Origin of the sequence: Anthropogastromicrobium sp. (genome assembly GCF_037349415.1) — a bacterium.
GTDB lineage: Bacteria > Bacillota > Clostridia > Lachnospirales > Lachnospiraceae > Anthropogastromicrobium > Anthropogastromicrobium aceti.
The window spans coordinates 14,679-30,157 of record NZ_JAXWCK010000024.1; the positions used below are offsets into that span (position 1 = coordinate 14,679).

The window sequence follows — 15,479 nt, forward strand, 5'->3', positions numbered from 1 at the left end:
GCAGAAAAATGAAAGAGTAATCAAATTACCATACAAAAAATGAAAAAATACATATTAAAAAGTTGAGGAAAATGTATAATCTAGAACAGAAACAAAGAGACCTTGAAAAAGGAAAGGAGATTTTTATGAAAAAGAAATTGGTATCATCAGCGATTCTTGCAGCAGCACTTGCTGTAACTTCTGTTGTTCCGGCATTTGCAGAAGGTGACACTAGCGAAGTGTATTGGTATTCAGATGTGGCAGGATATGGTCCGGCAAATTGGAATACAGATTCCTCACCAGCACTTGATTACATCAGAGACAATATTGGACTTACATTTAATCTGGAGCAGCCGCCGACAGATGCAGCGACAAAGCTTGGACTTATGTTAGCAACAAATGATCTTCCAGATATCATTTCTATCACAAACAGCGACAGCATGAAGGACTTGATTAATGCAGGAGCTGTATGGGATATGCAGGAATTTTTAGAGAAGTATGATCCAGATTCATGGCTGCTAGAGGGTTATCCAGAAGATCACAAGCAGGCTCTGATTGATCGTTTTGGCGGATGGTACAGCCTTGCATCTCATATTGAGACAGCGGATAACAGAAAGGTATTTCCACCAGATGATGAGTGCTGGGTAGATGTAGTAGAAAAAGGAACAAACAGCTGCATCATGTTTGATAAGAGCATTATGGATGCACTTGGTATTACCGAGGAGATGGTTTCCACAGAGGAAGGCTTCTATGAGGCTTGCGAGCTTGTAAAGAACTCCGGCTACACAACAGAGAATGGTGAGAGTGTTATTCCAGTTGCACTTCATGCAGATGGATGGATTGATACATCACTTGATGGTATTCTGTCATGGAATTTTGGTGCTGTTCCAGTTGATGAGGAAGGAAATTATCGTCATAAGGAGCTAAGCCCGGGATATAAGAATGCACTTAAATTCATAAATAATTGTATCCAGAAGGAATATCTGGATGTAAATATTCTGACACTTGATGAGGCTGCTTTAAAGACATATCTGGAAGCAGGAAGAGTATTCTGCTGGATTGGAAATCAGGCACAGATCAATAAGGAGAATACAAGCTGGGTATCTTACGGTGCAATCGCGCCAGAAAATGAAGCAAAGGGTGCACTTCCGATAAATCAGTCAGCAGGAACAGGTTGGATTCAGACATTTGTTTCTAAGAGCTGCGATGAGCCTGAGAAGGTGGCAGAGTTCTTAAGCTGGGTTACAAGTGAAGAAGGTCTGATGATGGATTACTATGGAATCGAAGGAGAATATTACACAGTTGATGATAAGGGAATTGTAACAAAGACTGAAAAGGGTGAACAGGAATTAAAGGATTTATATGAGAACAATATCTTATTCTGGCCATTTGCTAATACCTCTTTTGAGCGTCATACAGAGCCAGTTCCGGATCCGACAAGCAACCGTGGTGTTGAGATTGCACTGATGCCTGCATTTGGTAGGGAAGAGACTACTTATATTTATGATTCTTCTTTAGTTGATTTCCCAGATACTGTTCTGGAGCCATCAAGTGATCTTGGAATCAAGCTGTCTCAGGTAAAGAGTTATCTGGAGTCTCAGAAGGCAAAGATTGTTACTGCAAAGACAGATGAGGAATTTGAGACAGAGTACAACAATATGGTATCTACGCTGGAAGATTACAGCATCGCTGACATTGATGCAGCTTACGATGAAGTATATAAGACAAACTGCGAGAATACCGGAAATAAAATTGAAGATATCAATGCAGACTTGTACAAATAATTAAGAAATAAATAACGGAGAGGGAGGATGCAAAGAAATTTGCATCCTTTTTCTATAAATTTTTTATAAAAGCATGTGGGAAATGAGGCTAGCTATGAATAAAAAGAAAAGTTTTACATTGGGAAAAGATCGTGCAACACAGTTCCAGCTGCATACGCTGATGCTGCCGGGAACGATCTGCATCATACTGTTCAGCATTCTTCCATTGTTCGGATTAATTCTGGCATTTAAGAATTATTCAGTTGTGGAGGGCGTTGCGGGAATTTTTACAAGCAAGTGGTATGGATTCCAGAATTTTAAAATTATTTTTGGAAACCACGATTTTACCAGAATGTTAGTAAATACACTTGGAATTAACCTGCTTGGCAATCTGGTAAATATTCCAGCGGCATTGTTTTTTGCGCTTTTGATCAATGAGATTGCATCTCCATTTTTGAAAAAATCTGTTCAGACGCTGACCTACATGCCGCATTTTATTTCATGGGTTGTATTTGGTGGTATTGTTATCACACTGTTAAGTTCAGATGGACCAATCAATAATTTCCTTGTAAATACAGGAATATTTAAAAATCCAGTTGTTTTTATGGCACAGCCGAAAAAATTCTGGGCAATTGCGATTATATCCAACTTAATTAAGGAGCTTGGATGGAGTACAATTTTGTATACGGCAGCTATTGCTGGTGTAGATCAGGAATTGTACGAGGCAGCAGAAATTGATGGTGCAGGACGTTTCCGCAGAATGATCAGCATCACAATTCCATGTATTAAGGGAACTGTGATGATTATGGTAATATTTGCAGTTGCCGGTATTTTAAATAACAACTTTGATCAGATTTATGTACTTCAAAATTCCTTTAACCTGGAGCGAAGTGAGGTAATTGATACTTATATTTATAAGATTGGTATTCAGCAGCTTCAGTTTGGAATGGCAGCAGCAGTTAACATTACAAAATCCTTCTTCTCTCTGGCATTGTTGTTACTTGCAAATGGAATTGTAAGCAAGCTGTCAGATGGATATGGTTTATTCTGATGAAAGGATTGGGTTTTCGGCATGAAAGTAAAAAGCAACAAATCAAAAACATTCAATTTGATTCTTGGAATCTTTATGATTCTTATTACAATTATAACTTTATATCCAGTATGGTTCTCTCTGATTAATTCACTTAACAGTGCAAGTGCTATTGCAAAGCATGGTTATGCAATGTTGATTCCAGATGAATTTTCGACAGCCAGCTGGCAGGCAGTGTTAAAGAATAATGAGATTGTAAAAGCTTTTTTGGTAACACTGGCAAGAACAATTATTGTAACAGCAGGACAGACAGTGATAACATCTATGTTTGCTTATGGATTCTCCAGAAACTATTTGTGCGGTAAGAAGTTTTATGCCACAATTGGATTTATCAGCATGTATTTAAATGGTGGTGTTATTTCCTACTTCCTGTTGTTTACAGGAATGAAGATTTATAACACCTTCTGGGTTTACATCATCCCAAGCTTATTTGGCGGATTTTATAATGTAATCATCTACAATGCAAACTTCAGAGAAATTCCAGTGTCACTTGTAGAATCTGCAAAGCTAGATGGTGCAAGCGAGTATTCAATTTTCTTTAAGATCTTTATGCCTCTGTCAAAGCCAGTACTCTCAGCACTTGCAATTTTTACTGCTGTTGGAACATGGAATGATTACACACAGACCTTGTATTACACAAGATCAACAGATCTTCAGACATTATCCTACTATATGCTGACCGTAATTAAGTCTAGTCAGACTGCAGAGAATATGAGCAAAATGGGAACTGCGGCTTCTTCTGTTTTAAGTACAATGTCGGAGCAGGCAAGCAATTATAAAACAATTGAATTGGCATGTATGGTATTATCATCTATTCCGCTTATTGTTATGTATCCGTTTGCACAGAAATTCTTTGAAAAAGGACTTATGGTTGGTTCCGTAAAGGGTTAAAACTTTTGCAAAAGAAAGGAAAAGAATATGGAAACAAAAATGGAAAAGGGGTTTCCAGCACCGTTGTTTCGCGATCCTATTTTTGATGGAGCATCAGACCCAACGGTGATTTGGAACAAAAAGGAAGCGTGCTACTATATGTTTTATACCCAGAGGCGTTCTACATCGGTGCAGGTTGGATTTTCATCAATCCATGGAAGTAAGATTGGAGTGGCAACGTCAACAGATAAAAAAGGCTGGCTTTATCGCGGTACATTAGAAAATCTTGATATTGAGCATGGTCATAATACCTTTTGGGCACCAGAGATTTTTGAGGCAAATGGAACATATCATATGTATGTATCCTATATTACAGGAATCCCAACAACATGGGAGTATCCAAGACACATTCTCCACTATACATCTGAAAATCTTTGGGACTGGACTTATCAGTCAACATTGCAGCTGTCATCTGAGCGCGTGATTGATGCATGTGTGTATGAGGTTTGTCCGGGTGTTTACAAGATGTGGTATAAAGATGAAAACCATGACAGCCATATTTATGCAGCACAGAGCACTGACCTGTATCAATGGGAGGTAGTTGGAGAGGAAATTTCTGACTGTTCACAGGAAGGACCGAATGTATTTGAGCTTGGTGGAAAGAAATGGATGATATGTGATTGCTGGAAGGGTCTTTCAGCGTATGTATCAGATGATTTTACTAATTGGAAACGTTGCCCAGGTAATCTTCTTGTAGGGCCAGGCAAGGATCCATCTGATCAGACAAATGGTCATCATGCCGATATTCTAGTAGAAAATGGTGAAGCAGAGATTTATTATTTTACTGGACAGTATCCGGAAGACTGTGCGGATGTAGGACTTCGTGCATTGACTGCTGTGCAGGGGTGTAGGCTGTATGCAGAGGATGATAAGCTTTGCTGTGTGAGATGATCGGGAATTAAAAGAAATGCAGGAATACCTGATTGCAAAGCAGACAGTTCAGCATATTTTTGGAATTGACTGGAAAAATGAAGAAGAAAAAAGACAGAAAGAACAGGAACAGCAAGCACAAAATCATACTCGCTGATAGCTGCTACGGCGAATGAAAAAATTGTGCAGACGCCGTCTGCACAATTTGAAAGCCACGGTCTGAACCCCCATTACTCGGAGAAACAGATCGTGGCTTCTTTTTTTATGGAAGTGTGAATCTCCAGCAAAAGATTAAGTGTATGAATTTGCTTAATGATCTTTTGTAAGATTTTGTATGAACCCTGTTGAATAGTTAAAATTTCACAGGTTGTTCTCTTTTTGAATATAACGGTTCTCTGTTCAAAGGGGATAGCCTGTGGTAAAATATTATAAGGATAATGCCTATGTGTTACTTTAGAGAGATACGGGCAAACTAAATATGGGAGGTGGCAATATGACCATAGAGGAAATTCTTGCAGGGGAATCCAAGAACGTAGAGTTCAAGGTGCAACGCCCGGATAAGAGTATCAAATACATGAAAACTGTTGTTGCTTTTGCAAATGGCAAAGGCGGGCGGATTGTATTTGGCATTGATGATAAAACCAGAGAAGTAGTTGGAATTTCGGAAGATGTTGTTTTTCTGGAAATCGACGCAATTACCAATGCGATTTCAGATAGCTGTGAGCCAACAATTATCCCAGATGTGTATTTGCAGAACATAAATGGAAAAACAGTAATTGTTGCCGAAATTAGAGCTGGACGACAGAAACCATATTATATTAAAGCGGATGGTTTGGAAAATGGTGTGTATATTCGTGTGTCTGGCACTACTCGTCCAGCTGATCGTGAGATGTCTAGAGAATTGTACTATGAATGCGAGGGACACGCTTTTGATTCTGTGATTCGCAGAGACTTGAAGGTGACAGATGAAGATATAGATACGCTTTGTAGGCAAATGAAGAAGGTTGCTATTGCAAACAGCAAGTCTGATCTTCAGAGAGCAGCCGTAAAAGATGTGACAAAAAATGTTTTGATCAGTTGGGGCATTTTGAAAAGAAGTGAAGATGGAAATGTCTATCCAACCAATGCGTATGTTTATCTGACAGGGCAAGGCGGCTTACGTTCCATGATACAATGTGGTGTGTTCAAAGGAACAACCCGTGCAGTATTTTTGGATCGCCGGAATTACGAAGGACCACTTTGGGAACAAGTAGACGAAGCGGTAAAATTTGTTCTGCGAAACATCCGTATGGGCTGCCGGTTGGAAGGTGTGTATCGTCAGGATATTTATGAACTACCACCGGATAGTATCCGTGAGTTGATAGTAAATGCGATTATGAATTGCAGTTACATTCAGGCTTCAAACATTCAGGTGGCAATTTATGATGATCGACTGGAAATTACATCTCCGGGTGGTCTGCTTCCTGGTGTTACGATTGATCTGATGAAAGAGGGATTTTCAAAAATCAGGAATCGGTCGCTCGCCAATGCTTTTGCATATATGAATCTTGTTGAAGCCTGGGGCAGTGGTATTCCGAAACTTATGCAAGCGATGAAGGAATATGGTTTGCGTGAGCCGGAATTTATCGACATGGAAGTTGCGTTCCGAATCAATCTTTATCGAGGTCAGAATGTGGTCAATGATCTCAATCGTGACCTCAATGACCTCAATCATGACCTCGTTGACCCCAAAGTTGACCTCGAAACTCGATTAGAAGAAGTGATTCGTAAATCTCCTGAGCTTACCTATAAATCACTTGGAGAAATACTTGCTGTTTCAGCGGCAACGGTGAAACGTACTATGGCAAAAATGCAGCAGGAAGGCAAGATCATCCGTGAGGGGTCTAATCGAAAAGGAAAATGGATACTAACAGATAAGAAGTAAATGACATAGGATTTATGGGATGAATGACACGACAAGAAGTTATTGGATTTGAGCTTTGAACTGACTGCACCAAAGAAAAAAGGACACAATAGCATAAAGAAAAGAGAAGCCTACATAGCCGGTAGAATGAATCGGTTATGTGGGCTTTTTATACGCTTGATTAAGGAAGGCATTTTGCCAATCAGTCTGGGGGTCTATTCCATTTTTACATCAGAAACACTGCCCTTTTGAACAAAATAAACTGGCAAAAGCAAGAATAATAAGCGATTTTGCACAGAAACAAACGGAAAATGGATGGAAATGGAAGAAGTGCTTTGTTATAATTGTTTCAAACAAAAAAGTTAAGGGGCAAAAAGGCCAGAAAGGGAAGAATAATGACAAAGAAAGAACGTGTACTTCATGCATTTCACAATGAACCGGTGGATCGTGTTCCAATCGCATTTTGGTATCATTTTTCACCAGACGATGATTTTGGACAGGAGACGATTGATGAGCATTTGAGATTGTACCGTGAGGCAGATTTTGATCTGATTAAAGTTATGTGCGATGGATATTTTAATTATCCAAATCCGGGAATTGCTCAGATTAAGAACCCAGAAGACTGGTTTAACTTAAAACCGATGGGAGCAGATCATCCATATATCCGTAAGCAGATTGCTCGCGTAAAAGGTGTAGTTGAAGCGGTAAAGGATGAGTGCTGCGTATTTTATAATGTATTTTGTCCAATGTCTTTGATGCGCTTTGGTACAAGCGAGGAGCTTCTTATGAGCCATTTAAAGGCAAATCCAGAAGCAGTATGTCATGCATTTGAGGTAATTGGAGAAGATATTCGATCTCTGATTAAAGGTGTGATTGAAGAAGCAGGATGCACTGGTATTTATTATTGTGTTCAAAATGCAGAGGAGTTTCGTTTTACGGCAGAGGAGTACAAGAAAATCGTAACGCCGGCTGAGTTAGCTGTTTTAGAGTATGCTAATACATTAAGTGACAACAACATTTTACATTGCTGTGGCTGGGCAGGAGATAAAAATCGAATTGAAGTATGGAAAGACTATCCAGCAAGAACTGTCAATTGGGCAGTTTATGTTGAAGATTTGAGCTTGAAAGATGGCAAGAATTATTTTGGTGGACGTTGTGTGTTAGGAGGATTTGACAACCGCAAGATGGGCGTTCTTTATAGTGGAAGCAAGCAGGCCGTAAAGGATGAAACAAAACGTTTGCTTGAGGAAACAGGAACAGTTGGAGTAATTCTTGGAGGCGACTGTACAGTACCTAGTGATATTGACCATGAGCGTTTTAGCTGGGTAAGAGAGGCTGCTGATGAGTTTATGGGACTTTTGACTGATAAGAGTATTCGTTCGGGAAGGTGATTGGATGAGTTTGGGAGAGTTGCAAAGAGAACAGATGACAGATGAGGACAAGGAGATTGCATTGTGGGTTTCTGATAAAATGCCGCAGCTAGTTAAGGATCTGACTAGAATTTGCCGCATCCCAAGTGTGGCGGTCGTGACAGAAGACAAAAAGCCGCCATATGGTCCAGAATGTGTCAGAGTATTAGATGAGATGCTGCAGATTGGCAAGGAGTATGGACTGGACACAAAAAATTTTGACTCTTGTGTCGGTAGAATCCGATATGGAGATGGAGAAAAGTCTATTGGAATCTGGAGCCATCTTGATGTTGTCCCAGTAGGAGGCTACTGGGAGCATGACCCGTTTGAGCCTGTTGTGGAGCAGGGATATATGATTGCCAGAGGTTGTCAGGATAATAAAAGTTCAGCGGTAATGGCGCTATATGTTCTTTTATATATGAAGGAACACAAAATCAAGCTTCCGTATAGCCTTGATGCATATATGGGTACGAGCGAAGAGGTTGGCATGTTTGATATTGATCATTTTGTGGCTCATTATCAGTGTCCAGAGCTGTCTCTTGTACCAGACAGCGGTTTTCCAGTATGCTGTGGAGAACGCGGAAGTTTCAATGGTGAGCTTACGGCAAATGACAGCGTTAGTGAAAGGCTGATTTCTTTGTCATGTGACTGTGGTTTGTATTCTGTTCCTAATATTGCGGAGGCTGTTGTCAGGGATGCACCGCGTATTAAAGAGCTTATATCATCAAGGAAATCATCAGTAACGGTGGAACAAATGCAGACAGAAAATGGAAAGTGTGCTTGGAAACTTACAGCTTGCGGCATAACAGCTCACGGTGCATCGCCAAAATCCGGAAGCAATGCATTGACGATTCTTTGTGAAGCGATTTGTCGATATGAACTCGCCTCAGAGAATGACTGCAAAGTGTTGTCATGGATTACTTCGATTAATAAAGATGGTAATGGAACACAGCTTGGTGCATTTTTTGAGGATGAAATTTCAGGACCGACTATATTGACTGTGACACAGGGATGGATTAGGGATGGTCACTTGGTATTTGGCTTTTTGTCAAAGTATCCGGCAGGCTGTAAAGAAGATCTTGCAGTGATAGCAGAAAAGAAAGCAAATGAAAATGGATTTTCGCTTAGTGTAACAAGAAATACAAAGCCAACATTGTTTGATCCGAAGCATCCAGCAGTGACTATTATGACGGACACCTACAATCGCTTGACAAAAAATCATGAGAAGCCATTTGTTATGAGTGGCGGAACTTATGCAAGAAAGCTTCCAAGAGCCTTTGCATGCGGAACAGGTATGCCGCTGCCGCCAGCTCCAGAGGGACTTTTCCAAAAAGGACATGGAGATTATCATCAGCCAGATGAGGCCATCTCGTTAAAACGTGTTGAGATGGCACTTGTGATTTATATCAAGGGAATCCTTGAGATTTGCAGAAAAGTAACATTATGATAGCAGAGTCAAAAGGTCAGAAATACGATACAAAAGGATTTTTGATCTTCTGACTTGCCAAAAACACAAAAATCCCACCGCTTTAGGTAAGCGGTGAGATTTTTGTACTTTTAAATACTTTTTTTACAGATGCAGCAGCGGCTTCTTTTGCGCCTTGCACTGTTTTTTTAGCAATTGCAATCACATCTTTATGTAATTCACATTTTTTTAGAAAATCAATTGCTTCCTTATAGGAGTCTTTTCGTGCCTGCGGCATTTCAATTGGTCCATCAGCACTGAAAAGATATTTTTTTGTTAAAATACCAACACGGATTGTCATAAATGCATTGACGGTACCTTGTGCGGCAGAGGCAAAGACAAGGCCGGGAAGCTTCATAGCAGCGTTTCCAGTCACAAGTGGAAGCAATTCTTCAAGATCCATCTCCTCAAGACCGCCTGCTAAAAATGTTGCCTTTAAGATGCGCACATAGAGTCCAAGGAGTGATGCACCGCTTGGGCGATAGCCGCAGGATTCTACTATGGTGCGAATCAGGTGGAGATTGACAGAAAGCATAGAAAACATATCGTAAAAAGCTGTCTGAGAGATTGCTGTTGTAACAAAAGCTGTCTTTGCGGCACTTTTTATCTCGCTGTCTATGACAGGAGAGAACTTTTCTGTAAAAAAGTCAATCAAAAGATCATCGGCCTGATTGCCTTGTTTTAAGAAATCCTCAAGCGGCGCAGTTTCTTCATTTGTAAGTTCGGTGTTTTTCTTTAAGTTATCGGTAAGCTTGCGGCACCAGTAAAAGCGGGCACGTCCATCACGGTAGCGAAGCATGTACATAGAAAAGATGGGGCGCCTCCAAACACTTACAATAGGCCATATAATACCTGCACCCAAACAGGCAAGAACAATTAGCCCGTACAGCCAGGCAAGAATGGGACTGACAGAATTAAGCTGCTGCCAAAGAGAGATTAGACCGCTGAGCAAAAAGAGAAACAGTAAAAGAAAAAGTGAGACAGCGGGGATTATGACAGAAAGAGTTTGTGTCCTTTTAGAACGCTGCATTTGTAAAAAGCTCCTCTCCTGAATCAATGTGTATTTTGTCATATTGATTCATGCTGTAATAATGATGTGGTTTATTATACACCAAAATGGAAAGAATATAAACAAAAAAATAATGCATTTTGTGGCAAAGTGTATTTTGAGTAAACACATTGATAGTGAATATTTACTTGTTGCGCAAAGAAAATACAAAAGTTGCGCAAAAAAAACCGCCATAAATTATAAAAATTAAATAAAGCAAAAATAAAAACGCTGTTTATTGTGCAAATAGACAATAAAAGCAAATGAGAATATAATGAATACATAGTCAAAAACAACAAAGACAAAAACGACACAAAAAACTAGAACAAAAAATGCAGTAAAATGCGCAAAAAAAGCCGCAGAAGCGGCAGAATGGAGGAAGCGATGGGAAAAGAAAAGAAAACGAGTCAGCCAGCTGTAAAAAGTGAACCTTTCTTTAAGGTAATCAAAAAGCATTGGATGCTTCTTTTGATGCTGGCACCAGCTGTATGTTATGTAATTGTATTTTCCTACATACCAATGACAGGAGTCATTCTTGCATTTAAGCAGTATCAGTATAAGGGAGGAATTTATAATTCTCCATGGATCGGACTTCAGAATTTTAAATCACTGATGATTGCTGGAAAGTTGGGCATGGTAACGAGGAATACGCTTTTATACAACATTGCCTTTATTTTACTTGGTGTTGTATTTGAGATGGGAAGTGCAATTTTGATCAATGAGCTTACGAGTAAGTATTTCAAGAAGATTGCGCAGTCCTTCATGTTTCTCCCATATTTCATCAGTTGGGTTGTAGCTGGTGCGATTATGTACAACTTCTTCAACTATGAGCGTGGTATCGTGAATCACGTAATCAAGGCATTTGGAGGAACTCCGTTTGATTTGTACAATACTCCACATGCATGGCCGTTTGTACTGATCTTCTTAAAGATTTGGAAACAGACAGGATATGGCTCCGTTGTTTATCTGGCAGCGATCACAGGACTCGATCAGGAAATGTTTGAGGCTGCATCCATCGATGGTGCGAGTGCATGGAAGAAGATCCGTTATATCACCATTCCTTGTCTGAAGCCAACCATGGTAATTTTGGTGCTGTTGGCAATCGGAAATATCTTTAGAGGAGATTTCGGACTGTTTTATCAGACAGTAAAATCAAATGCACTTCTTCAGCCGATGACTGATGTAATTGATACATATGTATTCCGTCTTTTGATTACAAACAGCGATATCGGTGTATCAGCAGCAGCTGGTTTGTATCAGTCAGTTCTCTGTTTTGTTACCATTATGGTCTGCAATGCGCTTGTAAAGAAGGCAGATCCTGATTACGCACTGTATTAAGAGGGGAGGAAGCATAATGGCTAAGAATTTTGATGAAGAACTCACAGGCGGAAGACGAGTTCGTGGAAAAGATGATATCGCAATTCGTGCGGTCGGCTATATATTGATTGGTGTGTTTGCCCTGATCTGTGTGATTCCGTTTTATCTGATTATTGTGGCATCCTTTACCGATGAGGCATCACTTATTCGAAATGGTTATCCGTTAATTCCAACTGATTTCAGTATTGAGAGTTACCGGCTGTCACTGAAAAATCCAACAAGTATCCTGATGGCATATGGTGTAACGATTGGAGTAACATTCTTTGGAACATTACTTGCTGTTTTGCTGGCATCCATGACAGGATACGTTCTTTCAAGAAGAGACTTCCCGTGGAGAAACAAGTTTTCATTCTTCTTTTTCTTCACAACACTGTTCAACGGTGGTCTTGTTCCGTGGTATATTCTTTGTGTGCGCTACCTGCACATGAAAAACTCCATCTGGGCATTGATTCTTCCACTTATGTTCTCTGTATGGAACATGATTATTGCAAAAACCTTTATGAGCGGAATACCAGCAGCAATTACAGAATCGGCAAAGATTGACGGCGCAAATGATATCGTAATCTTTATAAAGCTTATCCTGCCGCTTAGTAAACCACTAATTGCAACACTTAGCTTGTTCTCAGCACTGGCATACTGGAATGACTGGTATAACTGTATGCTGTATATCACAAAAGATAACATGTTTACACTTCAGTATTATCTGCAGAGAATGCTTGGAAATGCCGAGGCGATGCGACTTGTCGCGGAGAAATCGGGTATCGCGCTTGATACAGTGCCACTTGAGAGTATGAAGATGGCTATGACTGTTGTTGCAACGGGACCAATTGTTTTATTGTATCCATTTGTACAGCGCTATTTTGTAAAGGGTCTTACAATCGGTGCAGTAAAGGGCTGATAAATAAAAAACATAAACAAAACTCAAAAAACTCAAATAGAAAACATAACAAACAAGGAGGAACTTATTATGAAACGAAACGCAGTATCACTCACAATGGCAGCAGCTATGCTTACAGGAATGCTTGGCAGTGCACCGGCATTTGCAGCAGATCTTTCCAATCTTCCAGATAAGGTGGGAGAAGGCACTATCACCGCAACACCAGAGATGTACGCAGATACCGACTTAAGCGATTCATATACCGTAAATATGTATCTGATTGGTGATACACCGAATGACTGGGATATGGTAGAGGAAAAGATCAATGAGTATCTGGAGCCATTCAACACACAGTTGGACGTTACTTTCATGAGCTGGTCTGATTATAAAACTATGTACACACTTGTTTTAGCAGGTGGTGAGCAGGTTGACTTAATCTTTACTGCTCCGTGGTGTTACATGTATACAGAGGCTGCTAAGGGTTCTTTCTATGATCTGAGCGAGGACTTCATCAATACTTATATGCCGCTTGCTGCAAAGTATCAGGCAAAGGAAAGCTGGGATGAGACAACACTGGCAGGAAAAACAATCGCTGTACCTTCTAATGTTGCACAGCCACAGGGAAAGATCGTTGCAGTACGTCAGGACCTGATGGAAAAGTATGATATGACCGAGTTAAAGAACTGGGATGATTACAAGCAGTACATGCTGACAATTGCCGAGAAGGAGACACCGGAGAGTGGTATTTATGCATTGGCAGCATCTGGTGATAACAACGAGCTGTGGGATGTATACCGTCAGCAGACTAACACAATGCTTGCACTTGATTCCAACTACATGGATTTCATTTATGAGTACAAAGAAGGCGAGCTGCCAAGCGCAGATGATATCAAGTTTGTCTATGAGTATGAGCCATTTAAGGAGTACGCACATGACATGAAGGAAATGGCAGATGCTGGCTGCTGGAGCCGCAGCGCACTTACAAATACTGTAACAGATGATGACGCATTTGGTGCTTTACAGGGCGCTTCTATTGCATGGAATGCATCTGTATTTACTTATATGAAGCAGGCTGAAAAGTCCGAGGGCGTTGAGTGTATGGCATATGATCTGACGACTGACAATCTTGTAAATGCAGAAGCTTACTCTAATAACGATATGGCAATCACAGCAGGATCCGAAAATCCGGAGCGTGCTGCAATGGTTCTTGATCTGTTAAAGTTTGATACCACATTAAATCGTCTGATCATCTTAGGTGTTGAGGGTGTTCACTATAGCATCGATGATGCTGGCAATTACACCAAGTTAGATAAGACTGGAGATTATGCTCCGAACTGTATATCAGCAGCATGGGCAGTTAAGAATGGTGATTTGACAGAGGCTGGTACTCCAGAGCGTGAGTTAGCAATCACTGATGCATGGAAAGAGCGTGTTGTATCCAACCCGACAATTACCTTCGTATTTGATGATGCGAACATTAAGCCATATGAGGATGCTGTTATCTCTGTATTGAATGACTATGTTCCAATGCTTGAGCTTGGTCTTGTAGATGATGTAGATGCAACCATCGATGAGATGAATCAGAAGTGCTATGATGCAGGTCTTCAGAATGTAATGGATGAGTTTACATCTCAGTATAATACATGGCTTGAGACGAGATAAGAATCGTTAGACTAGAAAGGAGTCGGCCAAATGGCCGGCTCCAGTTTTTTTGAATGATTTATTAGTTACCAGTTTTTACAATAAGACAGCGGGAGGAGAGAAATGACAATAGAGCAAATGGCAGAGCAGCTGGGTGTATCGAAAAGTACCGTATCCAGAGCGCTGTCGGGAAAAGGAAGAATTGGGAAGGAAACAAGGGAGCGCGTGCTTGCGCTTGCAGGAAGCGAAGAGCGAAAAAAGAAGAAAGTACCGGAAAAAACGGGAAATATAGCAGTTGTTATGCCGACAGATGCATATCGCACAGGGGGAGAGTATTTTCATGAATGTTTGATTGGAATTTGTGAGGAAGCATCTGCACGTGACTATGATATTATGATTACAGATGTAACAGGAAATGATTATTCTGGTGTAGATAGACTGATTCGTAAAAATAAGATTGATGGAGTAATTCTGACAAGAACTATGGAGCATGATCGGACGATTCAAAATCTGGCTGCAATGCAGTTTCCTGTAGCAGTGACAGGAAGTGTGGATAATGATTTTGTAATTCAGGTCGATGTAGATAATGAGCGTGCGTCAGAAGATCTGACTACGTATCTGATTTCAAGAGGATATCGTCGCTTTGCAATCGTGCTTGATTATATGGAGTATGCTGTAAACAGAAATCGTTACGATGGATTTTGCAGAGCGCTTTATCAAAAAGGAATTCCGTATGAGTGGAGTCCGCTGGAGTTTGGAATTACAAAGTATGGAATTATTCAAAATCTCGTGCGTGAGCTGATGGCAAAACGAATTGACTGTGTAGTCTGCGGAGATGATATTATCTGCACAAGTCTGCTCTCAGCATTTTTAGCAGAGGGCTATAGAATTCCAAGAGACATTGGAATCGCATCCCTTTATAATAGTTCAAATCTAAGCTGCTTCTCGCCAGCGGTTACGACAGTGAATGTCCAGACAAGAAGAGTAGGGCGAATGGTTTGCAATCAGCTGCTTAATGCATTGACAGGAAAAGAATATCAGAAAAAAAGTTATGTCGATTATGAACTTCTGGTTCGTAAATCAACTGATCGGATTGATATGGAGCAGGAATGTGAATCATTATAAAA

12 protein-coding genes are annotated in these 15,479 nt (G+C 40.3%); 11 read left to right on the forward strand and 1 reads right to left on the reverse strand.

From position 1 onward, the window contains the following. Window positions 1-125 precede the first annotated feature (125 nt). From WJP93_RS03600 to WJP93_RS03630, 7 genes are all read left to right on the forward strand, one after another. The gene (locus tag WJP93_RS03600; protein WP_337546937.1) at window positions 126-1,763 is read left to right on the forward strand and encodes an extracellular solute-binding protein; all 1,638 of its coding nucleotides are present in this window, start codon (window positions 126-128) and stop codon (window positions 1,761-1,763) included. Between the two features lie 94 nt (window positions 1,764-1,857). Next, window positions 1,858-2,793 carry an ABC transporter permease subunit gene (locus tag WJP93_RS03605; protein WP_337546938.1) on the forward strand — a complete coding sequence of 312 codons (936 nt, stop codon included), beginning with the start codon at window positions 1,858-1,860 and terminating at the stop codon, window positions 2,791-2,793. Between the two features lie 21 nt (window positions 2,794-2,814). Continuing rightward, window positions 2,815-3,723 carry a carbohydrate ABC transporter permease gene (locus tag WJP93_RS03610; RefSeq protein WP_337546940.1) on the forward strand — a complete coding sequence of 303 codons (909 nt, stop codon included), beginning with the start codon at window positions 2,815-2,817 and terminating at the stop codon, window positions 3,721-3,723. Window positions 3,724-3,750: 27 nt separating this feature from the next. Continuing rightward, window positions 3,751-4,653 carry a family 43 glycosylhydrolase gene (locus WJP93_RS03615; RefSeq protein ID WP_337546942.1) on the forward strand — a complete coding sequence of 301 codons (903 nt, stop codon included), beginning with the start codon at window positions 3,751-3,753 and terminating at the stop codon, window positions 4,651-4,653. 472 nt (window positions 4,654-5,125) lie between these two features. Beyond that, on the forward strand, window positions 5,126-6,556 hold the full coding sequence (locus WJP93_RS03620; protein ID WP_308732540.1) for an RNA-binding domain-containing protein: 1,431 nt from the start codon (window positions 5,126-5,128) through the stop codon (window positions 6,554-6,556). A 374-nt stretch (window positions 6,557-6,930) separates the two neighbouring features. Then, window positions 6,931-7,926 carry a uroporphyrinogen decarboxylase family protein gene (locus tag WJP93_RS03625; RefSeq protein WP_337546945.1) on the forward strand — a complete coding sequence of 332 codons (996 nt, stop codon included), beginning with the start codon at window positions 6,931-6,933 and terminating at the stop codon, window positions 7,924-7,926. A 4-nt stretch (window positions 7,927-7,930) separates the two neighbouring features. Continuing rightward, entirely contained in the window at window positions 7,931-9,391 is a 1,461-nt protein-coding gene (locus tag WJP93_RS03630; protein WP_337546947.1) for a Sapep family Mn(2+)-dependent dipeptidase, read from the forward strand. Between the two features lie 82 nt (window positions 9,392-9,473). Here WJP93_RS03630 and WJP93_RS03635 read toward each other — a convergent pair whose 3' ends face one another. Further along, window positions 9,474-10,214 carry a DUF697 domain-containing protein gene (locus tag WJP93_RS03635; RefSeq protein ID WP_337546949.1) on the reverse strand — a complete coding sequence of 247 codons (741 nt, stop codon included), beginning with the start codon at window positions 10,212-10,214 and terminating at the stop codon, window positions 9,474-9,476. A gap of 585 nt (window positions 10,215-10,799) precedes the next feature. On the opposite strand from WJP93_RS03635, the gene WJP93_RS03640 reads away from it, so the two are divergent. The 4 genes from WJP93_RS03640 (at window position 10,800) to WJP93_RS03655 (ending at window position 15,477) form a co-directional block, all read left to right on the forward strand. Beyond that, window positions 10,800-11,795 carry an ABC transporter permease subunit gene (locus WJP93_RS03640; RefSeq protein WP_337546951.1) on the forward strand — a complete coding sequence of 332 codons (996 nt, stop codon included), beginning with the start codon at window positions 10,800-10,802 and terminating at the stop codon, window positions 11,793-11,795. 16 nt (window positions 11,796-11,811) lie between these two features. Further along, entirely contained in the window at window positions 11,812-12,732 is a 921-nt protein-coding gene (locus WJP93_RS03645; RefSeq protein WP_066559688.1) for a carbohydrate ABC transporter permease, read from the forward strand. 69 nt (window positions 12,733-12,801) lie between these two features. After that, window positions 12,802-14,373: an ABC transporter substrate-binding protein gene (locus tag WJP93_RS03650; RefSeq protein ID WP_337546953.1), complete on the forward strand. Its 1,572-nt coding sequence runs from the start codon at window positions 12,802-12,804 to the stop codon at window positions 14,371-14,373. A 102-nt stretch (window positions 14,374-14,475) separates the two neighbouring features. After that, window positions 14,476-15,477 (forward strand): LacI family DNA-binding transcriptional regulator, encoded by a 1,002-nt coding sequence (locus WJP93_RS03655; protein ID WP_337546954.1) that lies wholly within the window; start codon window positions 14,476-14,478, stop codon window positions 15,475-15,477. The last annotated feature ends 2 nt before the right edge of the window (window positions 15,478-15,479 follow it).